This window comes from Streptomyces durmitorensis (assembly GCF_023498005.1).
Classification (GTDB): Bacteria; Actinomycetota; Actinomycetes; order Streptomycetales; family Streptomycetaceae; genus Streptomyces; species Streptomyces durmitorensis.
This window is the reverse complement of record NZ_CP097289.1, coordinates 3,358,377-3,379,036: the sequence shown is the minus strand read 5'-3', so window position 1 is coordinate 3,379,036 and position 20,660 is coordinate 3,358,377. Positions and strand designations below refer to the sequence as shown.

The 20,660-nt window shown below is 68.5% G+C and carries 22 protein-coding genes; 16 read left to right on the top strand and 6 right to left on the bottom strand.

Annotation, left to right across the window (positions count from 1 at the left end; translation table 11 throughout):
- Positions 1–16: 16 nt before the first annotated feature.
- The 15 genes from prmC (at position 17) to M4V62_RS14840 (ending at position 13,687) form a co-directional block, all read left to right on the top strand.
- On the top strand, positions 17–862 hold the full coding sequence (prmC, locus tag M4V62_RS14910; protein ID WP_249587746.1) for a peptide chain release factor N(5)-glutamine methyltransferase: 846 nt from the start codon (positions 17–19) through the stop codon (positions 860–862).
- 47 nt (positions 863–909) lie between these two features.
- Positions 910–1,557: an L-threonylcarbamoyladenylate synthase gene (locus tag M4V62_RS14905; protein WP_249587745.1), complete on the top strand. Its 648-nt coding sequence runs from the start codon at positions 910–912 to the stop codon at positions 1,555–1,557.
- Positions 1,554–2,195 carry an arsenate reductase/protein-tyrosine-phosphatase family protein gene (locus M4V62_RS14900; protein WP_249587744.1) on the top strand — a complete coding sequence of 214 codons (642 nt, stop codon included), beginning with the start codon at positions 1,554–1,556 and terminating at the stop codon, positions 2,193–2,195. The genes M4V62_RS14905 and M4V62_RS14900 overlap by 4 nt, the downstream gene beginning before the upstream one ends.
- Positions 2,196–2,313: 118 nt before the next feature.
- On the top strand, positions 2,314–3,585 hold the full coding sequence (locus M4V62_RS14895) for a serine hydroxymethyltransferase (RefSeq protein ID WP_249587743.1): 1,272 nt from the start codon (positions 2,314–2,316) through the stop codon (positions 3,583–3,585).
- A 130-nt stretch (positions 3,586–3,715) separates the two neighbouring features.
- Positions 3,716–5,050, top strand: a complete 1,335-nt coding sequence (locus M4V62_RS14890; RefSeq protein WP_249587742.1) for an MraY family glycosyltransferase — start codon at positions 3,716–3,718, stop codon at positions 5,048–5,050.
- A 259-nt stretch (positions 5,051–5,309) separates the two neighbouring features.
- The gene (locus M4V62_RS14885; RefSeq protein WP_249587741.1) at positions 5,310–5,747 is read left to right on the top strand and encodes a Cg1360 family ATP-synthase-associated protein; all 438 of its coding nucleotides are present in this window, start codon (positions 5,310–5,312) and stop codon (positions 5,745–5,747) included.
- A 228-nt stretch (positions 5,748–5,975) separates the two neighbouring features.
- Positions 5,976–6,794, top strand: coding sequence for a F0F1 ATP synthase subunit A (gene atpB / locus M4V62_RS14880; RefSeq protein WP_486388579.1), 819 nt, complete (start codon positions 5,976–5,978; stop codon positions 6,792–6,794).
- A gap of 81 nt (positions 6,795–6,875) precedes the next feature.
- Positions 6,876–7,115 carry an ATP synthase F0 subunit C gene (atpE, locus tag M4V62_RS14875; protein WP_249587740.1) on the top strand — a complete coding sequence of 80 codons (240 nt, stop codon included), beginning with the start codon at positions 6,876–6,878 and terminating at the stop codon, positions 7,113–7,115.
- A 36-nt stretch (positions 7,116–7,151) separates the two neighbouring features.
- Entirely contained in the window at positions 7,152–7,700 is a 549-nt protein-coding gene (locus M4V62_RS14870; RefSeq protein WP_249587739.1) for a F0F1 ATP synthase subunit B, read from the top strand.
- Positions 7,697–8,518, top strand: a complete 822-nt coding sequence (locus M4V62_RS14865) for a F0F1 ATP synthase subunit delta (protein WP_249587738.1) — start codon at positions 7,697–7,699, stop codon at positions 8,516–8,518. Before M4V62_RS14870 ends, M4V62_RS14865 begins: the two co-directional genes overlap by 4 nt.
- Before the next feature lie 127 nt (positions 8,519–8,645).
- Complete coding sequence (gene atpA, locus M4V62_RS14860) at positions 8,646–10,244, top strand: F0F1 ATP synthase subunit alpha (RefSeq protein ID WP_249587737.1); 1,599 nt, start codon at positions 8,646–8,648, stop codon at positions 10,242–10,244.
- A gap of 20 nt (positions 10,245–10,264) precedes the next feature.
- A complete protein-coding gene (locus M4V62_RS14855; protein ID WP_249587736.1) occupies positions 10,265–11,182 on the top strand; it encodes a F0F1 ATP synthase subunit gamma in 918 nt (305 codons plus the stop codon).
- On the top strand, positions 11,182–12,624 hold the full coding sequence (gene atpD / locus M4V62_RS14850) for a F0F1 ATP synthase subunit beta (RefSeq protein ID WP_249587735.1): 1,443 nt from the start codon (positions 11,182–11,184) through the stop codon (positions 12,622–12,624). Before M4V62_RS14855 ends, atpD begins: the two co-directional genes overlap by 1 nt.
- 109 nt (positions 12,625–12,733) lie before the next feature.
- Positions 12,734–13,108 carry a F0F1 ATP synthase subunit epsilon gene (locus tag M4V62_RS14845; protein ID WP_160507238.1) on the top strand — a complete coding sequence of 125 codons (375 nt, stop codon included), beginning with the start codon at positions 12,734–12,736 and terminating at the stop codon, positions 13,106–13,108.
- A gap of 129 nt (positions 13,109–13,237) precedes the next feature.
- On the top strand, positions 13,238–13,687 hold the full coding sequence (locus M4V62_RS14840) for a DUF2550 domain-containing protein (protein WP_249587734.1): 450 nt from the start codon (positions 13,238–13,240) through the stop codon (positions 13,685–13,687).
- 128 nt (positions 13,688–13,815) lie between these two features.
- Here the strand turns inward: M4V62_RS14840 and M4V62_RS14835 are convergent, their stop codons facing one another.
- From M4V62_RS14835 to M4V62_RS14825, 3 genes are all read right to left on the bottom strand, one after another.
- On the bottom strand, positions 13,816–15,651 hold the full coding sequence (locus M4V62_RS14835; RefSeq protein WP_249587733.1) for a glycoside hydrolase family 18 chitinase: 1,836 nt from the start codon (positions 15,649–15,651) through the stop codon (positions 13,816–13,818).
- 192 nt (positions 15,652–15,843) lie between these two features.
- On the bottom strand, positions 15,844–16,500 hold the full coding sequence (locus M4V62_RS14830) for a response regulator (protein ID WP_249587732.1): 657 nt from the start codon (positions 16,498–16,500) through the stop codon (positions 15,844–15,846).
- Entirely contained in the window at positions 16,497–17,693 is a 1,197-nt protein-coding gene (locus M4V62_RS14825; RefSeq protein ID WP_249587731.1) for a sensor histidine kinase, read from the bottom strand. The genes M4V62_RS14830 and M4V62_RS14825 overlap by 4 nt, the downstream gene beginning before the upstream one ends.
- 146 nt (positions 17,694–17,839) lie before the next feature.
- On the opposite strand from M4V62_RS14825, the gene M4V62_RS14820 reads away from it, so the two are divergent.
- Entirely contained in the window at positions 17,840–18,457 is a 618-nt protein-coding gene (locus M4V62_RS14820; RefSeq protein ID WP_249587730.1) for a hypothetical protein, read from the top strand.
- Here M4V62_RS14820 and M4V62_RS14815 read toward each other — a convergent pair.
- The 3 genes from M4V62_RS14815 to M4V62_RS14805 are packed head-to-tail and all read right to left on the bottom strand — an operon-like array spanning position 18,454 to position 20,594.
- Positions 18,454–19,026 (bottom strand): cob(I)yrinic acid a,c-diamide adenosyltransferase, encoded by a 573-nt coding sequence (locus tag M4V62_RS14815; RefSeq protein ID WP_249587729.1) that lies wholly within the window; start codon positions 19,024–19,026, stop codon positions 18,454–18,456. The genes M4V62_RS14820 and M4V62_RS14815 overlap by 4 nt on opposite strands.
- 13 nt (positions 19,027–19,039) lie before the next feature.
- Complete coding sequence (locus M4V62_RS14810; protein WP_249587728.1) at positions 19,040–19,795, bottom strand: ABC transporter permease; 756 nt, start codon at positions 19,793–19,795, stop codon at positions 19,040–19,042.
- Positions 19,796–19,811: 16 nt separating this feature from the next.
- Complete coding sequence (locus M4V62_RS14805) at positions 19,812–20,594, bottom strand: ABC transporter ATP-binding protein (RefSeq protein WP_249587727.1); 783 nt, start codon at positions 20,592–20,594, stop codon at positions 19,812–19,814.
- Positions 20,595–20,660: the final 66 nt, after the last annotated feature.

Below are 20,660 nucleotides of genomic sequence, written 5' to 3'. Positions count from 1 at the left end.
GCCCCGGAGGACCAGCGTGAACCTGCTGCTCGCGGAAGTGGCCCAGGCCACCCAGCGGCTGGCCGACGCCGGCGTGCCCTCGCCGCGCAACGACGCGGAGGAGCTCGCCGCCTTCGTGCACGGCGTGAAGCGGGGCGAGCTGCACTCCGTCAAGGACACGGACTTCGACGCCCGGTACTGGGAGACGATCGCGCGCCGCGAGGCCCGCGAGCCGCTCCAGCACATCACCGGGCGTGCGTTCTTCCGCTACCTCGAACTGCAGGTCGGCCCCGGTGTCTTCGTGCCGCGCCCGGAGACCGAGTCGGTCGTCGGCTGGGCCATAGACGCCGTGCGCGCGATGGACGTCGTCGAGCCGCTCATCGTCGATCTCTGTACGGGCTCCGGGGCCATCGCCCTGGCCATGGCGCAGGAGGTCCCGCGCTCGCGTGTGCACGCCGTGGAGCTGTCCGAGGACGCCCTGAAGTGGACGCGCAAGAACGTCGAGGGGTCCAGGGTCAAGCTCTCCCAGGGCGACGCGCGCGACGCCCTGCCGGAGCTGGACGGCCAGGTCGACCTCCTCATCTCGAACCCGCCGTACATCCCGCTCACCGAGTGGGAGTACGTCGCTCCGGAAGCCCGGGACTACGACCCGGAACTGTCGCTCTTCTCCGGCGAGGACGGCCTCGACCTGATCCGCGGCATCGAGCGCACCGCACACCGCCTCCTGCGGCCCGGCGGAGTCGTCGTCATCGAGCACGCCGACACCCAGGGCGGCCAGGTGCCGTGGATCTTCACCGAGGAGCGGGGCTGGGCCGACGCGGCCGACCACCCCGACCTCAACAACCGGCCGAGGTTCGCGACCGCCCGCAAGGCGATGCCGTGAGCACACCCACTTCAAGCCAGCAGTACGTGTACGAGGAGGCCAGCTAGATGGCACGGCGATACGACACCAATGACGCGACCGACCGTACGACCGGTCTGCGCGAGGCCGCGTCGGCCGTCCGCCGTGGCGAGCTGGTCGTCCTGCCCACCGACACCGTCTACGGCATCGGTGCCGACGCCTTCACGCCGGAGGCCTGCGCCGACCTGCTCGACGCCAAGGGCCGTGGCCGCAATATGCCCACCCCTGTCCTCATCGGCTCCCCGAACACGCTGCACGGCCTGGTCACCGACTTCTCCGAGTCGGCCTGGGAGCTCGTCGACGCCTTCTGGCCCGGTGCGCTGACCCTGGTCGCCAAGCAGCAGCCCTCGCTCCAGTGGGACCTCGGGGACACCCGTGGGACCGTCGCGATCCGGATGCCGCTGCACCCCGTGGCCATCGAACTGCTCACCGAGGTCGGCCCCATGGCGGTCTCCTCGGCGAACCTCACCGGGCACCCCGCCCCGGAGGACTGTGACGCCGCGCAGGAGATGCTCGGCGACTCCGTCTCCGTGTACCTGGACGGCGGCCCGACGCCGGGCATCGTCCCCTCCTCGATCGTGGACGTCACCGGGAAGGTGCCGGTACTGCTGCGCGCGGGTGCCCTGGACGCGGAGGAGCTCCGCAAGGTGGTACCCGACCTCGAGGTGGCGAATTGACAGCCCCTGAGACGGGGCGTGGCATAGCGGCTTATCCCGGTTCGTTCCGCATCCTCCACGTCAGCACCGGCAATGTGTGCCGCTCGCCCATCACCGAGCGGCTGACCAGGCATGCCCTGGCCGACCGCCTGGGTGATCCCTTCACCGGCGGCCTGATCGTGGAGAGCGCGGGCACGTGGGGGCACGAGGGCGCCCCCATGGAGACCAACGCCGAGGCGGTGCTCGCGGACTTCGGGGCGGACGCCTCCGGCTTCAAAGGGCGCGAACTCCTCGACGAGCACGTCATCCGCGCGGACCTCGTCCTGACGGCGACCCGGGACCACCGGGCGCAGGTCATCTCGATGGGCCACTCGGCGGGTCTTCGCACGTTCACGCTCAAGGAGTTCACGCGGCTCGTGCGGGCCATAGACCCGGCGACGCTGCCCGACGTCGACGGAGGTGTCGTCGAGCGGGCCAGGGCCCTCGTGCGGGCCGCCGCGGCGCTGCGGGGCTGGCTCCTGGCGCCCACGGCAGAGGCGGACGAGGTGTACGACCCCTACGGGGCGCCGCTGCCCTTCTTCCGCTCGGTGGGCGACGAGATCAATGAAGCGCTTGATCCGGTGGTGACGGCGCTGACGGGCGTGCGGGCCAAGGCGTAAACCTTTCTCTTCCTGTCGCCTCGCATCTCGCGGAAAGATCGAGCCGACGCCGCGCGGGCACCGTGTGGCAGGCCTACATTGGAGGGACCCTCACCCCTCGCGAGGCCCGGAGCCCAAGATGCCGGTCAGCACCGCACCCACCGCCGCCGCGACGGCGCCCGCTGACTTCGCCGCGCTCCGCGGCGCGGACCCCCAGATGGCGGAGGTCCTCCTGGCCGAGCAGGACCGCCAGGCGTCGTCCCTCCAGCTCATCGCCGCCGAGAACTTCACCTCACCGGCGGTCCTGGCGGCCCTGGGCTCGCCGCTGGCCAACAAGTACGCCGAGGGCTACCCCGGCGCCCGCCACCACGGCGGCTGCGAGCTGGTGGACGTCGCCGAGCGCATCGCCATCGACCGCGCCAAGGCGCTCTTCGGCGCCGAGCACGCCAATGTGCAGCCGCACTCCGGCTCCTCCGCGGTCCTGGCCGCGTACGCCGCCCTGCTGCGCCCCGGCGACACCGTGCTCGCCATGGGCCTGCCGTACGGCGGCCACCTCACGCACGGCTCGCCCGCGAACTTCTCGGGGCGCTGGTTCGACTTCGTGGGCTACGGCGTCGACCCGGAGAGCGGCCTCATCGACTACGACCAGGTCCGCGTCCTGGCCCGCTCGCACCGGCCGAAGGCGATCGTCTGCGGCTCCATCGCCTACCCCCGGCACATCGACTACGCGGCCTTCCGCGACATCGCCGACGACGTGGGGGCGTACCTCATCGCCGACGCGGCCCACCCGATCGGCCTGGTCGCCGGGGGAGCGGCCCCGAGCCCCGTGCCGTACGCCGACGTCGTCTGCGCCACGACCCACAAGGTGCTCCGCGGCCCGCGCGGCGGCCTGATCCTGTGCGGGTCCGAGCTCGCCTCCCGTATCGACCGGGCGGTGTTCCCCTTCACCCAGGGCGGCGCGCAGATGCACACGATCGCCGCCAAGGCGGTGGCGTTCGGCGAGGCGGAGACCCCGGCCTTCACCGCGTACGCCCATCAGGTCGTCACCAACGCCCGCATCCTCGCCCAGGCCCTGGCCGCCGCGGGCTGCGCGATCACCACCGGCGGCACCGACACGCACCTGATCCTGGCCGACACCACGCCCCTGGGCCTCGACGCGCACACCGCCCGCGGCCGACTCGCCGCCTGCGGCCTCGTCCTCGACACGTGCGCCCTGCCCCACGCCGACGGGCGCGGCCTGCGGCTCGGCACCGCGGCCGTGACCACGCAGGGCATGGGGGACGCGGAGATGGTGCGGATCGCGGGGCTCTTCGCCGACGCGGTGGGCGAGCAGTCCAAGGAGGCGAACGACTCGAAAGTACGAGAGGAAGTGCGTGAACTGGTGGGCAGATTTCCGCCGTATACGGACTAGGTCGGGGTAGACGCGTCAGGGGAAGGCGCGTACTCGTGCAACCATCGTCGCTACCCGGAAGTCCCCAACCGTATGCACGCAGAGCTAGGGTGTGGGGCTGAGATGGCCAGCGATACCTGTGGGGAAGCCCGTGCGTGAATACCTGCTGACGCTCTGCATCACGGCCGCGGTGACTTACTTGCTGACCGGCCCGGTGCGGAAGTTCGCGATCGTGGCCGGCGCCATGCCGGAGATCCGCGCCCGCGACGTGCACCGGGAGCCAACGCCCCGGCTCGGCGGTATCGCGATGTTCTTCGGGCTGTGCGCCGGTCTCCTTGTCGCCGACCACCTGCCGAACCTGAACGACGTCTTCGAGCGGTCCAACGAACCGCGCGCCCTGCTCTCCGGTGCCGCGCTGATCTGGCTGATCGGTGTCCTGGACGACAAGTTCGAGATCGACGCCCTGATCAAGCTGGGCGGCCAGATGATCGCCGCGGGCGTCATGGTCCTCCAGGGCCTGACGATCCTGTGGATCCCGGTCCCGGGCTACGGCATGGTCCTCCTGGACCAGGGCCAGGGCACGCTCCTGACGGTCGCGCTCGTCGTGATCACCATCAACGCGGTGAACTTCGTGGACGGCCTCGACGGCCTCGCGGCGGGCATGGTGTGCATCGCGGCCACGGCGTTCTTCCTGTACGCCTACCGCCTCTGGTACGGCTACGGCATCGAGGCCGCGGCCCCCGCGACCCTCTTCGCCGCGATCCTGATCGGCATGTGCCTGGGCTTCCTGCCGCACAACATCCATCCCGCCCGGATCTTCATGGGGGACTCGGGCTCGATGCTGATCGGCCTGGTCCTCGCGGCGGGTGCGATCTCCGCCACAGGGCAGATCGACGGCGACGCCCTGAAGCTGAATTTCGGCGGCACCCGCGATGCCACGCACGCGATGCTCCCGGTCTTCATCCCGCTCCTGATGCCGCTGACGATCATCGCGATCCCGTTCGCCGACCTGGTCCTCGCGATCGTGAGGCGTACGTGGAACGGCAAGTCGCCGTTCGCCGCCGACCGCGGCCACCTCCACCACCGCCTCCTGGAGATCGGCCACTCCCACAGCCGTGCGGTGCTGATCATGTACTTCTGGTCGGCCCTTATCGGCTTCGGAACGGTGGCCTACTCGGTCCACTCGGCCAGCATGTGGATCTTGTTCGCGATCGTCGCCCTGAGCGCGGTGGGCCTCGTGCTGCTCCTGCTGCCGCGGTTCACCCCGCACATCCCGCGCTGGGCCGAGTCCTTCGTGCCGCCGCGCTACCGGCGGCGCAAGGGAGCGGCCTCGACCGCCCCCGCGGCCGACGAGGCGGATGCGACGGACGCGACGGACGCGGAAGCGGAGGACCGTCCGCCGGTCGGGTCAGGCGTCAACGGGGCGACGGCCGTTGGCACCCGCTCGCGCTTCGAGGATCGGCACAAGGCCGAGTCGTCGAGCTGACGCCTGCGTCAAACTCGCCCAATACCAGACAAGTTGCCTCGCTGCATGCACAGACGCGCGGGTTAACTCTCATGTGTGACAGCGAGCACACCTAGCAGGTAAAGACCTCATCAAATAGTTTGTGATACCGTTCACGAAACCAGGGGATAGAGCCGAAGGACCGTAGTGCGACGGTCCATTGGCCCGAGGGACACTCTCGACCCCGGACTACGCTCGTCCATGACGACACCCTGCCCCCATCAGTAAGCGGAGCGCCGCCATGCCGTCTCAAGACACCCGAACTCTTCTCCAGACCGCTGTGCCCACGGCTGCCGCCGGTGCGATTGTCGCCGTCGTCAGTGGTGTGGTCGCGGGCGGCAAGGGGGCGCTCGGTGGGGTCGTCGGCACGGTGGTGGTCATCGCCTTCATGGGGCTCGGGATGTTCGCGCTGCAGCGAACGGCGAAAGCGCTCCCTCATCTGTTCCAGATGATGGGACTGCTGCTTTACGTCCTCCAACTCCTGCTGCTTCTCGTCTTCGTGGCCCTTTTCAAGGACACCACGCTGTTCAACCCCAAGGCCTTCGCCGTGGGTCTTGTGGTGTCGACCGTCGTATGGATGGCGTCGCAGGCGCGCGCGCACATGAAGGCCAAGATCCTTTACGTTGATCCCGAGCCCGAGAACCACGACAAGCCCGAGAAGTCGGGGTCGTCGCAGTGAAGGGTAGGGCCGGGATAAATGCGCGTTCGAGATGCTGCTATCGTCCGGTGCCAACTGCGGCACTGCTGGCGCGGGCATCTGAGCTGACGCCTGCACGATCGCGAGGCTCGATGCCTGAACGCCGCGCCCACATCCGAAACACCAGTCTGGTGCCGAACCGCGGCTGCGCGCCGCGCCGACACGACAACGAGGTTGCCGTACCTATGCGTCACGCCGAAGGAGCCCGCGGTGAGTGCTGACCAAACTGAGCTCGCCTTTGACTGGAGCTGTCGGATCATGTCCGACAACGGCTGTGGCTTCCCGGCTCCTGGCCTGCACTCGTTCCTCTTCAAGCCGATCTTCGAGGTCGGCGGGTTCGAGTTCAACAAGGTCATGCTGCTCGCCCTGCTGACGACCCTCGTCGTGGTCAGCTTCTTCTATCTGGCGTTCGGCAAGGCCAAGGTCGTCCCGGGCAAGCTGCAGATGATCGGTGAGGCCGGCTACGACTTCGTACGCCGCGGCATCGTCTACGAGACGATGGGCAAGAAGGAGGGCGAGAAGTACGTCCCCCTGATGGTCTCGATGTTCTTCTTCATCTGGATCATGAACATCTGGTCCGTGATCCCGCTGACCCAGTTCCCGGTCTCGTCGATCTTCGCGTACCCGGTCGTGCTCGCCGCGATCGTCTACCTGATCTGGGTGCCCCTCACCTTCAAGCGGCACGGCTTCGTCGGCGGCTGGAAGAACATCACGGGCTACGACAACTCGCTCGGCCCGATCAAGTGGCTCGTGTCGTTCATCGAGTTCTTCTCGAACCTGCTGGTGCGCCCGTTCACGCACTCGGTGCGACTCTTCGCCAACATGTTCGCCGGTCACCTGATGCTGGTGATGTTCACCGTCGCCTCCTGGTACCTGCTGAACAGCTTCATGATCCCGGCGGCCGGCGTCTCCTTCGTGATGACGATCGCCATGATCCTCTTCGAGCTTTTCGTCCAGGCGGTTCAGGCGTACGTCTTCGTGCTCCTCTCCGCCACCTACATTCAGGGCGCCATCGCCGAGCACCACTGAGTGGCGGCCCCGGCTTTCAAGCCCCCCAGATCGCCCGGTGGCCAACCCCCACCGGTCCATGAAAGAGAAGGAAGTAACGGCATGTCCGCGACCCTCGAACTCGCCGCAGGCGTCACCGGCTCCCTCGGCTCCATCGGCTACGGCCTCGCCGCGATCGGTCCCGGCATCGGTGTTGGCATCGTCTTCGGTAAGGGCACCGAGGCCCTTGCCCGTCAGCCCGAAGCTGCCGGCCTGATCCGCTCCAACCAGATCCTGGGCTTCGCCTTCTGTGAGGCGCTCGCCCTTATCGGCATCGTTATGCCGTTCGTGTTCGGTCAGTAATTACTGCTTACCGACACTTCGACGAAAGGCACTGATGTGATCGCCAACCTGGTGCAGCTGGCGGCCGAGGAGAAGCAGAACCCGCTGATCCCGCCCGGCCCCGAGCTGCTCGTCGGCGCACTGGCCTTCGCCATCGTCTTCTTCTTCTTCTGGAAGAAGCTCCTCCCGAACATCAACAAGGTTCTGGAAGAGCGTCGCGAGTCGATCGAAGGCGGTATCGAGAAGGCCGAGGCCGCTCAGACCGAGGCCCAGAGCGTGCTTGAGCAGTACAAGGCTCAGCTCGCCGAGGCTCGGCACGAGGCCGCGCGTCTGCGCCAGGAGGCGCAGGAGCAGGGCGCCACGCTCATCGCTGAGATGCGCGCCGAAGGCCAGCGGCAGCGCGAGGAGATCGTCGCCGCAGGTCACACGCAGCTCGCTGCCGACCGCAAGGCCGCCGCGCAGTCGCTGCGTCAGGACGTGGGCCAGCTGGCCACCGACCTGGCCGGCAAGCTCGTCGGTGAGTCCCTCGAGGACTCCGCACGGCAGAGCCGCACCATCGACCGTTTCCTCGACGAGCTCGAGGAGAAGGCCGAGGCCGCTCGATGACAGCCCACGGAGCTAGCCGCGAGGCCCTGGCCGCCGCGCGCGAGCGTCTTGACGCGCTGACCGACAACACGTCGGTCGACGCCAAGCAGCTCGCGGACGAGCTGGCCTCTGTCACCGCGCTGTTCAACCGCGAGGTCTCGCTGCGCCGGGTCCTGACCGACCCGTCGCAGTCCGGTGAGGCCAAGGCCGAGCTCGCCGGGCGGCTGCTCGGCGGGCAGGTGGGCGGCGAGACCGCCGACCTGGTGGCCGGCCTGGTCCGCTCGCGCTGGTCGCAGTCGCGTGACCTGGTGGACGCCCTTGAGGAGCTCACCAACCTCGCCGAGTTGACCAGTGCGCAGAAGGCGGGCGCGCTGGACGACGTCGAGGACGAGCTGTTCCGGTTCGGCCGGATCGTCTCGTCGGACACCGGTCTCCGGGCCGCGCTGACCGACCGCGCCGCCTCAGGTGCGGCCAAGAGCGAGCTGCTGCGCAGCCTGCTCGGTGGCCGGGCCAACGCGGTGACGGAGCGGCTCGTCGAGCGCCTTGTGACCGCGCCCCGTGGACGTAGCCTGGAATCGGGACTCGAGTCCCTGTCCAAGCTGGCCGCGGACCGCCGTGACCGGATGGTCGCCGTCGTCACTTCGGCTGTGCCCCTCTCGGACCAGCAGAAGCAGCGCCTCGGTGCCGCCCTCGCGAAGTTCTACGGCCGCCAGATGCACCTGAACCTCGACGTGGACCCCGAGGTCCTCGGCGGGATCACGGTGCAGGTCGGCGACGAGATCATCAACGGCAGCATCGCGGACCGTCTTGAGGACGCGCACCGCCGCATGGCGCGCTAGCAGTAACGCAAAACGTTGTAATTACGGCCCTAGTTGGGCCGTGCAGAGGATTCACCTCTTACTTGGGGGGAGTCCCCAGACCCCCAAAGTGAAACTTCGGGCCCAACAAGGAGAGCAGGGAACCCAGATGGCGGAGCTCACGATCCGGCCGGAGGAGATCCGGGACGCACTGGAGAACTTTGTCCAGGCGTACAAGCCGGACGCGGCCTCGCGCGAGGAGGTCGGTTCGGTCACCGTTGCCGGTGACGGCATCGCGAAGGTCGAGGGCCTGCCCTCGGCCATGGCCAACGAGCTGCTGAAGTTCGAGGACGGCACCCTCGGTCTCGCCCTCAACCTTGAGGAGCGCGAGATCGGCGCCGTCGTACTCGGCGAGTTCAGCGGCATCGAAGAGGGCCAGCCGGTCACCCGTACCGGCGAGGTCCTGTCCGTCGCGGTGGGCGAGGGCTACCTCGGCCGCGTCGTCGACCCGCTCGGCGCCCCGATCGACGGACTCGGCGAGATCGAGACGTCCGGCCGCCGCGCCCTCGAGCTGCAGGCCCCCACGGTCATGGACCGCAAGTCGGTCCACGAGCCGATGGAGACCGGCTACAAGGCCGTCGACGCGATGACCCCGATCGGCCGTGGCCAGCGTCAGCTGATCATCGGCGACCGCCAGACGGGCAAGACCGCCCTGGCCGTCGACACGATCATCAACCAGCGCGACAACTGGCGCTCGGGCGACGTGAACAAGCAGGTGCGCTGCATCTACGTCGCCGTCGGTCAGAAGGGTTCCACCATCGCCTCCGTGCGCGGTGCCCTGGAAGAGGCCGGCGCGCTCGAGTACACGACCATCGTCGCCGCCCCGGCGTCCGACCCGGCGGGCTTCAAGTACCTGGCGCCCTACACCGGTTCGGCCATCGGCCAGCAGTGGATGTACGAGGGCAAGCACGTCCTCATCATCTTCGACGACCTCTCGAAGCAGGCCGACGCCTACCGCGCCGTGTCCCTGCTGCTCCGCCGCCCGCCGGGGCGCGAGGCCTACCCGGGTGACGTCTTCTACCTGCACTCGCGTCTGCTCGAGCGCTGCGCGAAGCTCTCGGACGAGATGGGCAAGGGCTCGATGACGGGTCTGCCGATCGTCGAGACCAAGGCGAACGACGTGTCGGCGTTCATTCCGACCAACGTCATCTCCATCACCGACGGTCAGTGCTTCCTGGAGTCCGACCTGTTCAACGCCGGTCAGCGTCCGGCCCTGAACGTCGGTATCTCGGTCTCCCGTGTCGGTGGCTCCGCCCAGCACAAGGCGATCCGTCAGGTCTCGGGCCGTCTGCGCGTGGACCTCGCCCAGTACCGCGAGCTGGAGGCGTTCGCCGCCTTCGGTTCCGACCTGGACGCCGCCTCGAAGGCCTCCCTCGAGCGCGGTCAGCGGATGGTCGAGCTGCTCAAGCAGGCTCAGTACCAGCCGATGGCCACCGAGGACCAGGTCATCTCCATCTGGGCCGGCACCACGGGCCGCATGGACGAGGTACCGGTCGTCGACATCCGGCGTTTCGAGCGCGAGCTGCTCGACTACCTGCACCGCAAGGAGCAGGGCCTGATGACCTCCATCAAGGAGGGCGGCAAGATGTCCGACGACACGATCACGGCCATCACCGACGCCGTCGCCGAGTTCAAGAAGCAGTTCGAGACCTCGGACGGCAAGCTGCTCGGCGAGGACGCTCCGGCTGCCGTCGACGCGTCCAAGTGACGACGGAAGGGACCTGACTCATGGGAGCCCAGCTCCGGGTCTACAAGCGTCGCATCAAATCCGTCACCGCGACCAAGAAGATCACCAAGGCGATGGAGATGATCGCCGCCTCGCGTGTCGTCAAGGCACAGCGCAAGGTGACCGCCTCCACTCCGTACGCGACCGAGCTGACCCGCGCGGTCACCGCGGTGGCCACGGGTGCGAACGACAAGCACCCGCTGACCACCGAGGCCGAGGCTCCGACCCGGGCCGCTGTCCTGCTCCTCTCGAGCGACCGCGGTCTGGCCGGCGCCTTCAACTCCAACGCCATCAAGGGTGCGGAGAAGCTCACCAAGAAGTTGCAAGACGAGGGCAAGGAGGTCGACACGTACATCGTCGGCCGCCGTGGCATCGCGCACTACAACTTCCGTGAGCGGAAGATCTCCGGGCAGTGGACGGGCTTCACCGATGCCCCTTCCTACGCGGACGCCAAGACGATCGCGGCCCCCCTGATCGAGGCCATCGAGACGGAGACGGCTGAGGGCGGCGTGGATGAACTCCACATCGTCTACACCGAGTTCATCTCGATGATGACGCAGGAAGCAACCGATGACCGGCTGCTCCCGCTCAGCCTCGACAAGGTCGCGAAGGAGGCGGGCACGACGGACGAGGCCCGCCCGCTGTACGACTTCGAGCCGTCGGCGGAGGACGTCCTGGACGCCCTTCTGCCGCGCTACGTCGAGAGCCGTATCTACAACGCGCTGCTCCAGTCGGCTGCTTCCAAGCACGCCGCCACGCGCCGCGCGATGAAGTCGGCGACCGACAACGCGGGTGACCTGATCAACGCTCTCACCCGTTCTGCCAACGCGGCCCGCCAGGCCGAAATCACCCAGGAAATCAGCGAGATCGTCGGTGGCTCCAGTGCCCTGGCCGACGCTTCTGCGGGGAGTGACAAGTAATGACGACCACTGTTGATACGGCCGTTGCCACGGGCCGCGTCGCCCGGGTGATCGGCCCGGTCGTCGACGTGGAGTTCCCCGTCGACGCGATGCCGGAGATCTACAACGCCCTTCACGTCGAGGTGGCCGACCCGGCCAAGGACGGCGAGAAGAAGACGCTGACGCTCGAGGTCGCCCAGCACCTCGGCGACGGCATCGTCCGCGCCATCTCCATGCAGCCCACCGACGGTCTGGTCCGCCAGGCCGCGGTGACCGACACGGGCTCGGGCATCACCGTGCCCGTCGGTGACATCACCAAGGGCAAGGTGTTCAACACCCTCGGTGCGATCCTGAACCACCCCGAGGCCGAGGCCGACGTCACCGAGCGCTGGCCCATCCACCGCAAGGCCCCGGCCTTCGACCAGCTCGAGTCCAAGACCGAGATGTTCGAGACCGGCCTGAAGGTCGTCGACCTTCTCACCCCGTACGTCAAGGGTGGAAAGATCGGTCTGTTCGGTGGAGCGGGCGTCGGCAAGACCGTCCTCATCCAGGAAATGATCATGCGTGTGGCCAAGCTGCACGAGGGCGTTTCCGTGTTCGCCGGTGTCGGCGAGCGCACCCGTGAGGGCAACGACCTCATCGACGAGATGGAAGAGTCGGGCGTTCTGGACAAGACCGCCCTGGTCTTCGGCCAGATGGACGAGCCGCCGGGCACGCGTCTGCGTGTCGCCCTCGCCGGTCTGACCATGGCGGAGTACTTCCGCGATGTGCAGAAGCAGGACGTGCTGTTCTTCATCGACAACATCTTCCGCTTCACGCAGGCCGGTTCCGAGGTCTCGACGCTGCTCGGCCGTATGCCCTCCGCGGTGGGCTACCAGCCGAACCTCGCCGACGAGATGGGCCTCCTCCAGGAGCGCATCACCTCGACGCGTGGTCACTCGATCACCTCGATGCAGGCGATCTACGTCCCCGCGGACGACCTCACCGACCCGGCCCCGGCCACGACCTTCGCGCACCTCGACGCGACGACCGTGCTGTCGCGTCCGATCTCGGAGAAGGGCATCTACCCGGCGGTGGACCCGCTGGACTCGACGTCCCGCATCCTGGACCCGCGCTACATCGCGCAGGACCACTACGACGCCGCCATGCGCGTCAAGGGAATCCTGCAGAAGTACAAGGACCTCCAGGACATCATCGCGATCCTCGGCATCGACGAGCTCAGCGAAGAGGACAAGCTGGTCGTTCAGCGCGCCCGTCGCGTCGAGCGCTTCCTGTCGCAGAACACCCACGCCGCCAAGCAGTTCACCGGCCTGGACGGTTCGGACGTGCCGCTCGACGAGTCGATCGCCGCGTTCAACTCGATCATCGACGGTGAGTACGACCACTTCCCCGAGCAGGCGTTCTTCATGTGCGGTGGCATCGAGGACCTGAAGGCGAAGGCCAAGGAGCTCGGCGTCTCCTGAGTCCGTGACTCACGGGAGGGGTGGGCGAGTCCCGCCCCTCCCGATACGCCCACTAGAATTTGACCCAACACCCGGCGAAGCCGCCGGGTGGTGACCCGAGGAGCCACCCTTGGCTGCTGAGCTGCATGTCGAGCTGGTCGCCGCGGACCGCAGTGTCTGGTCCGGCGAGGCCACCCTGGTCGTCGCGCGCACCACGTCCGGCGACATCGGCGTCATGCCCGGTCACCAGCCGCTTCTCGGTGTGCTGGAGTCGGGCCCTGTGACCATTCGTACGAGCGACGGCAACACTGTCGTCGCCGCAGTCCACGGAGGATTCATCTCCTTCGCGGACAACAAGCTGTCACTGCTTGCTGAGATCGTCGAGCTGTCGGACGAGATCGATGTCCAGCGTGCGGAGCGGGCGCTCGAGCGCGCGAAGTCGGAGGCCGACGCCTCCGCCGAGCGTCGTGCGGACGTCCGACTGCGGGCGGTGTCGTCGCGCTGAAACCAGCGTGTCGGCGTTGACGTGACTCAGCCGCGGCCAGGTCCGGAGCAATCCGGACCGGGTCGCGGCTGAGGCAATGCGGGTGCAATTCTGTTGGTCCGTTTCGAACAGGCGAGGAGGTCGGTGCCGATGATCCTCACTCTGCTCGTGTGCGGACTCGTATTGGTCGCGCTGGTGTTGGTGGGGCTCTTCGTCTTCGGACTGCGGCGCCGGCTCATCCAGCGGTCCGGCGGCACCTTCGACTGCAGCCTGCGCTGGAACGCCCCGGAGAAGGGCGACACCTCCGGCAAGGGCTGGGGGTACGGGGTTGCCCGCTACAACGGCGACCGGATCGAGTGGTACCGCGTCTTCTCGTACGCTCCCCGTCCTCGGCGGACCCTGGAGCGCTCGGCCATCGAGGTCGTCGACCGCCGCGCTCCGGACGGCGAGGAGGAGCTCGCGCTGCTCTCGGACGCGATCGTCCTCGGCTGTCTGCACCGCGGCGTCCGCCTTGAGCTGGCGATGGGCGAGGACGCGCTGACGGGTTTCCTGGCCTGGCTGGAGGCAGCGCCGCCGGGCCAGCGAGTGAACGTGGCCTAGCTGAGACGCCCCTTCAGGGGCGCGGGGAACTGCGCGACCAGCCACATACGGCCTGCGGACCAAGACAACAAGAAGCCGGGAAGACAAGGGGCGTACTCGTCTTCCCGGCTTCGTCTATGCGGGACGGGCTACTTCAGACCGTCATTGATGGCAGACACCAACTCACCGTTGGTTGTGTCACCGCTGAACTCCCAGAAGAAGGCGCCTCCCAGGCCCTGCTGCTTCGACCAGGCCATCTTGCTCTTGACCGTGGCCGGGGTGTCGTACGACCACCAGTTGTTGCCGCAGTGGGCGTAGGCCGTACCGGCGATGGTGCCGTTGGAGGGGCAGCTGTTCTTGAGGACCTTGTAGTCCTCGATGCCCGCTTCGTACGTCCCGGGCGCCGCGCCAGTCGCCGTCCCGCCCGGTTCCTTCTGAGTGACGCCCGTCCAGCCGCGGCCGTAGAAACCGATGCCGAGCAGGAGCTTGGCGGCGGGGACGCCCTTCGCCTTCAGCTTCGAGATCGCGTCGGCGGAGTTGAAGCCGTCCTGCGGGATGCCGGCGTAGGAGGTGAGCGGGGAGTGCGGGGCCGTCGGGCCCTTGGCCGCCCAGGCGCCGAAGAAGTCGTACGTCATCACGTTGTACCAGTCGGCGTACTGCGACGCGCCGCCGTAGTCGGCCGCGTCGATCTTGCCGCCGCTCGATCCGTCGGCGGTGATCGCGGCGGTGACCAGGGCGTCCTTGCCGAACTCGGTGCGGAACGCCTGCATCATGTTCTTCATCGACGCGGGGCCGCTGGTGTCGCAGGTCAGGCCGCAGGCGTTGGGGTACTCCCAGTCCAGGTCGATGCCGTCGAAGACGTCGGCCCAGCGCGGGTCCTCCACGAGGTCGTGGCAGGACTTGGCGAAGGCGGCCGGGTTCTTCATCGCGTCGGTGAAGCCGCCGGACCAGGTCCAGCCGCCGAAGGACCACAGGACCTTGAGGTTCGGGTGCTTGGCCTTGAGCTTGCGCAGCTGGTTGAAGTTGCCGCGCAGGGGCTGGTCCCAGGTGTCGGCCTTGCCGTCGACGGACTGGTCGGCGGTGTAGGCCTTGTCGTAGTCGGCGTAGGCGTCGCCGATCGTGCACTTGCCGCCCTGGACGTTGCCGAAGGCGTAGTTGATGTGCGTGATCTTGGAGGCGGAGGCCGAGGTGTCGATGTTCTTCACGTGGTAGTTGCGGCCGTAGACGCCCCACTGGGTGAAGTAGCCGAGCTTGACCTTGTCACCGGGCCCTGGACCCGGGTCGCCGCCGCCCGTCGTGTGCACCTTGACGGCGCCGGACGCCGGTCCTGTCTGGTCCGCGGTGTCGCGGGCCTGGACCGTGTACGAGTAGTCGGTGCCCGCGGTGAGGCCGCTGTCGGCGTACGTGGTGCCGGTGACCGTCGCGACCTTGGAGCCGTCGCGCAGGACGTCGTAGTTCTTGACGCCCTTGTCGTCGGTGGCCGCGCTCCAGGAGAGCTTCACCGAGGTGTTGGTGATGTCGGACGCGGTGGGGGTGCCCGGCGCCGAGGGAGGGTTGTCGCCGGGGACGCTGCCGCCGTCACAACTGCCGCCGTTGAGCGTGCAGTTGGAGGGCGAGCCGGGACCCGATCCGTTGAAGCCGAAGGAGACGGAGGCGCCGGGGGCGAGCGTCCCGTTCCAGCCGAGGTTCTTGGCAGTCCAGCGGTTGCCGGAGTTGGTGACGGTGGCGTCCCAGGCGGAGGTCACCTTGGTGCCGGTGGGGAAGTCCCACGCGACGTTCCAGGAGCTGATGGAGGTGGTGCCGGTGTTCTTGACGGTCCACTTGCCCTCGAAGCCGCTGCCCCAGTCCTGGGTCTTGGCGTACGTGGCGGTGGCCGCGGGGGCGGCTTCCGGTGCGGCTTCGGCGGGGGCGCCGAGCGCGACCAGGGTGGCGAGCGGGAGCAGCAGGGTGGTGAAGCCTGCCACGGCTCTGTGTCTGAAGCGCAAGGTGCGCAAGGTGTGCTCCTCGGGTGAGATCCGGGGGGTCTTAGGGGGTGGATCCCTGCGCCGCCCGTGAGCACGTGGAACACGTGGGGGAGTGCTCACCGCAGTGCGGTGAGAATAGAAAGGTCTGGACCAGCGGTCAAGAGGTCTGAACCATTGGCCGGATTGCGTCGGTCCGGCCCGCGATCTCGCGACTTATACGCCCAACTCCTGCGCCAGGACGGCGGCTTGGACCCTGCTGCGCAGCTCCAGCTTGGCGAGCAGTCGGCTGACGTGCGTCTTCACCGTCGCCTCCGCCATGTCCAGACGGCCCGCGATCTCCGCGTTCGAGAGCCCTTCGCCGAGGCACGCGAGAACCTCGCGCTCGCGGCGGGTGAGGGCGTCGAGGATGGCGGGATCGGGTCCGTTCTCGCGGCGGACGGGCCGCGTGTTCTTCGGGGCCGCGAACTCGGCGATCAGCCGCCGTGTGACGGCAGGGGCGATCAGGCCCTCGCCGCGGCCGACCGCACGGACCGCCTCCAGGAGATCCTTGGCCTCGGTGTTCTTCAGGAGGAACCCGGAGGCGCCCGCGCGCAGCGCCCCGAAGACGTACTCGTCGAGGTCGAAGGTGGTCAGGACGAGCACGTCCGAGAGCCCCTCGGTGACGACCTGACGGGTCGCCGACACCCCGTCGAGGCGCGGCATCTGGATGTCCATGAGCACCAGATCGGGCCGCAGTTCACGGGCGAGGGCGACCGCCTCCTCGCCGTCCGACGCCTCGCCGACCACCTCTATGTCGGGCGCGCTGCGCAGGATCAGGACAAGTCCCGCCCGTACGGCGGACTGGTCCTCGGCGACGAGCACTCGGATCATGCGGAAGCTCCTTGGTCTGCTGGGTCGACCGGCAAGGTGGCGCGGACGTTCCAGACCTTGCGGTCTGCGGTGCTCTCGGGGCCCGACTCGAAGGTGCCGCCGAGGAGTTCGGTGCGCTCCCGCATGCCGACGAGGCCGGCTCCCGAACCGGGAGCGCGGGGGCCGGAGGGTGAGCCGTAAGGGCTGGTCACCTGGACGTCCAGGGCGCGGGCGCGCCGGGCGAGGGCCACCGTGACCAGGCCGGGCGACGCGTGCTTGAGTGCGTTGGTCAGGGACTCCTGGACGATGCGGTACGCCGCGAGCTCGACGGGCGCCGGAAGCTTGGGGCCCTCCGGGTCGCGACCGTCGTCGAGCATGACGTCCAGACCATTGGTACGGGCGCCCGCGATCAGGGCGCCGAGGCCGTCGAGGGTGGGTGCGGCCGTCGGCTCCCGGTCGTCACTGGAGTCCCGGAGGATCCCGATGAGGCGGCGCATCTCGGCCAGGCCCTCGACGCTGTTCTCGCGGATGACGGCGAGCGCGTCGTGGGTGGTCTTCGGGTCGTCCAGGGAGAGCGCCGCCGTGGAGTGGATGGCGATCGCCGAGAGGTGGTTGGCGACCATGTCGTGCAGCTCGCGGGCCATCCGGGCGCGCTCGGCGGTGATGGCCTGCACGCGGTCCATCTCGGCGAGCAGCGCGGTCTGTTCGGCGCGCAGCCGGGCGGCGACGGCGGCCTCGCGGTGGTTGCGCACGAGAACGCCGGTGGTGGCGGGACCGAAGGACACGAGGCCGGTGACGACGCCGATCAGGATCGCCTCCGGCTCACGGAACCAGGCGAGGAACCCGATCGTCACGGCCACCGTGATCGCCCCCGTGGTGACCGGGATGCGGCGGGCGGAGGCGGGTGTCCCGTACACGACGGCCGCGTACACGATGTCCGTGAACATCATGACCGAGGCGAGATTGCCCGTCGTGAACTGGTCGGCGACCAGCGCGAGCGTGCCGAGGGTCAGCGCGGTCCGCGGCATGCTGCTGCGCAGCAGCTGGAGCCCGCCGAGGACGAAGAGCGGGATCAGTGCCCAGGTGTCGCCGAGCGGCCGGTCGGTCTGCATGCGGAGCCCGAGGCCCCACCACGCGAGTCCGGCGAGCACGCAGACCACGGAGATCTGTACGTCGACGCGCTGGGGGCGGGGAGGGGCGGGGCCATGCCTCAATACAACACGGCGCGCCGTGGCGATGCCTGATCCTGAGGGAGGAACCGCGCGCTACATCGAACGATGCAGTGCCACTTCGTCACTGGCGACGATGATCCGCGGCCGGTCCGGCGGGAGCCTGGAAAGGTGACCGAGAGGAGCGAACCGTGATCGTCACACTGATCATCATCTGCGAGGTCGGCTTCTGGCTGCTGCTGGCGGGCGGCCTCGCCCTGCGGTACTGGGCGAAGATGCCGCGAGCGAGCATCGCCGTACTGCTGTGCGAGCCGATCCTGGAGGTCGTCCTCTTCGTCGTCACCGCGATCGACCTGAGGAACGGCGCGGAGCCGGACTGGAAGCACGGTCTGGCCGCCGTCTACATCGGCTACTCCGTCGCGCTGGGCCACTACACGATCAAGTGGGTGGACGTCCGCGTCGCCCACCGCTTCGCGGGCGGCCCGCCGCCCTCGACCCCCAAGTACGGCGTGGCCCGCGCGATCCACGAGTGGAAGATCGCCGCCCGCTGGATCCTGGCAGGACTCATCGCGATGGCCCTGCTGCAGGGCGCGATCCTCTACGTCGGGGACGACGGCGACATCGGTTCGCTGCGGGGGTGGCAGCAGAGGATGCTGTGGCTGATCGGCATCAACATCATCATCGCCGGGACTTACACGCTCTTCCCGAAGAAGTCACCGCCGGTGGCGCCCCATAGGGGCGCGGGGAACGGCGCGATCAGCCACGACGCACCCGCAGAGGACCGACCGGCTCCTCAGCGGAGCGCCTAGCGCTCGCCGCCGGGCACCCACAGCACATCGCCGACGGCCTTGTTCGCCGTACGCGCCAGGATGAAGAGAAGGTCGGAGAGGCGGTTGAGATAAGTCGCCGTCAGAGGATTCATGACCTCGCCGTGCATCTCGAAAGCGGCCCAAGTGGACCGCTCGGCCCGCCGCACCACCGTGCACGCCTGGTGCAGCAGCGCCGCGCCCGGCGTGCCCCCCGGCAGGATGAAGCTGCGGAGCTTCTCCAGCTCCTCGTTGAAGCGGTCGCAGTCAGCCTCCAGCTTGTCGACGTAGAACTGCTCGACCCGCAGCGGCGGGTACTCCGGGTTCTCGGCGACCGGCGTCGAGAGGTCGGCGCCCACGTCGAAGAGGTCGTTCTGGACCCGGACCAGGACCTTCACGACCTCTTCGTCGAGCCCGCCGAGCGCGATCGCGGTGCCGATCGCGGCGTTGGCCTCGTTGGCGTCGGCGTACGCCGAGATCCGCAGATCGGTCTTGGCGGTCCTGCTCATGTCGCCGAGGGCCGTCGTGCCCTGGTCGCCGGTCCGGGTGTAGATGCGCGTCAGATTGACCATGGGGCCAGCCTAGTTACGCGCCCGCCTTCCGGAAGACACGTGTGCCCACCGTCACGGACCCGAGCGTGAGCGCGGCCGCCATCAGGACGCCGTACAGCATCGCCGTACTCGCGTAGTCGCCCACGAAGGCGGCCCGCACGGCGTCCACGAGATAGCGGAACGGCATGAAGTGCGAGAGCACGTCCAGCCAGCCCGGTGCGAGCGCCATCGGCAGCATCAGGCCGGAGAGGAGCATCGAGGGCATGCTCACCGCGTTGATGACGGGGCCGAACTCGTGCGGCTTGGAGACGAGCAGCGCGAGCGCGTACGAGAGGGAGGCGAGGACGACCGTCAGGACCCCCACGAACGCGAAGCCGATGAGGATGCCGGCCAGCGGCGCCCGCAGCCCCATCACCACGGCCGCCAGGACCAGCAGCACCGCCTGGAAGACGAAGAGCGCGGCATCGCGGAGCACCCGCCCGAGAAGGAGCGCGAGCCGGCTGACCGGCGTCACCCGCATCCGCTCCACCACGCCGAACTGCTTCTCGATGATGATCGCGAATCCGCTGTACGAGGCGCCGAACAGGCCGAGTTGGAGCAGCAGGCCCGGCACGAGCACCTGCCAGGAGTCGCCGCGCGAGCCGAGCGGCAGATCGGTCAGGAGCGGGCCGAAGAAGAGCAGGTAGAGCAGCGGCATCAGGACGCCGAAGAGGATCTGGAACTTGGAGCGCAGGGTCTGACGGGCGTACCGCCCGAAGATCAGCGCGGTGTCGGAGAGAAACGCAGACATAAGGGGGTCCTTTGGTTCAGACGGCGACGGGTGCCGTCTCCTTGGGGGCGAGGTCGCGTCCGGTGACGGCGAGGAACGTGTCCTGGAGCGAGGCGTCGATCGAGCCGCCGTACCGGAGCTTGAGCGCGCTCGGCGTGCCCTCGGCGACCACGACGCCCTTGTCGATGACTACGAGGCGGTCACAGAGCGCGTCGGCCTCGTCGAGGTAGTGCGTGGTCAGGACGACGGTGGTGCCGTGGTCGTCGCGCAGCCGCCGCACCAGCGCCCACAGGTCGGCCCTGCTGCCCGGGTCGAGGCCCGTCGTCGGTTCGTCGAGGAAGAGCACCTCGGGCCGGTGCATCAGGCCCATGGCGATGTCGAGCCGCCGCCGCTGGCCGCCGGAGAGGGTCGCGCACTTGCGGTCGAGGAGGTCGCCGAGGCCCAGGTCGGCGGCCAGCTCCACGGCTCGGGCCGTCGCCTGAGGCTTCGTCAGGCGGTAGAGGCGGCCCTGGGTGACCAGCTCCTCGCGCAGGGAGATGTTGAGGTCGACGCCGCCGGACTGGGCGACGTACCCGATCCTGCGCCGGACGGCGGCCGGGTCGCCCGCCAGGTCGCAGCCCGCGACGGTGGCGGCGCCGCCGGTGGGCGCCAGGAGCGTGGTGAGCATGCGCAGCGTCGTCGTCTTGCCCGCGCCGTTGGGTCCGAGGAAGCCGAGGATCTCGCCGGGGGCGACGGTCAGGTCGATGCCGCGCACGGCTTCGACGGTGCCGCGCTTGGTCCGGAAGGTCTGGGTGAGGCCTGCCGTGCTGATGATTGCCATGGCGACCACAAAAACAGAGTCTCTTAAATTTTGCAATGACACCAAGTTTTCAGTTGCCCTAGCCAG

Bases quoted from the DNA above. Each gene is read 5' to 3' on its own strand.
- M4V62_RS14885 (WP_249587741.1), top strand. From the start codon at position 5,310: ATGCCGTCTCAAGACACCCGAACTCTTCTCCAGACCGCTGTGCCCACG.
- atpE (WP_249587740.1), top strand. From the start codon at position 6,876: ATGTCCGCGACCCTCGAACTCGCCGCAGGCGTCACCGGCTCCCTCGGC.
- M4V62_RS14810 (WP_249587728.1), bottom strand. From the start codon at position 19,795: ATGTCTGCGTTTCTCTCCGACACCGCGCTGATCTTCGGGCGGTACGCC.
- atpD (WP_249587735.1), top strand. From the start codon at position 11,182: ATGACGACCACTGTTGATACGGCCGTTGCCACGGGCCGCGTCGCCCGG.
- M4V62_RS14895 (WP_249587743.1), top strand. From the start codon at position 2,314: ATGCCGGTCAGCACCGCACCCACCGCCGCCGCGACGGCGCCCGCTGAC.
- M4V62_RS14805 (WP_249587727.1), bottom strand. From the start codon at position 20,594: ATGGCAATCATCAGCACGGCAGGCCTCACCCAGACCTTCCGGACCAAG.
- atpA (WP_249587737.1), top strand. From the start codon at position 8,646: ATGGCGGAGCTCACGATCCGGCCGGAGGAGATCCGGGACGCACTGGAG.
- M4V62_RS14865 (WP_249587738.1), top strand. From the start codon at position 7,697: ATGACAGCCCACGGAGCTAGCCGCGAGGCCCTGGCCGCCGCGCGCGAG.
- M4V62_RS14905 (WP_249587745.1), top strand. From the start codon at position 910: ATGGCACGGCGATACGACACCAATGACGCGACCGACCGTACGACCGGT.
- M4V62_RS14815 (WP_249587729.1), bottom strand. From the start codon at position 19,026: ATGGTCAATCTGACGCGCATCTACACCCGGACCGGCGACCAGGGCACG.
- M4V62_RS14855 (WP_249587736.1), top strand. From the start codon at position 10,265: ATGGGAGCCCAGCTCCGGGTCTACAAGCGTCGCATCAAATCCGTCACC.
- M4V62_RS14830 (WP_249587732.1), bottom strand. From the start codon at position 16,500: ATGATCCGAGTGCTCGTCGCCGAGGACCAGTCCGCCGTACGGGCGGGA.
- M4V62_RS14840 (WP_249587734.1), top strand. From the start codon at position 13,238: ATGATCCTCACTCTGCTCGTGTGCGGACTCGTATTGGTCGCGCTGGTG.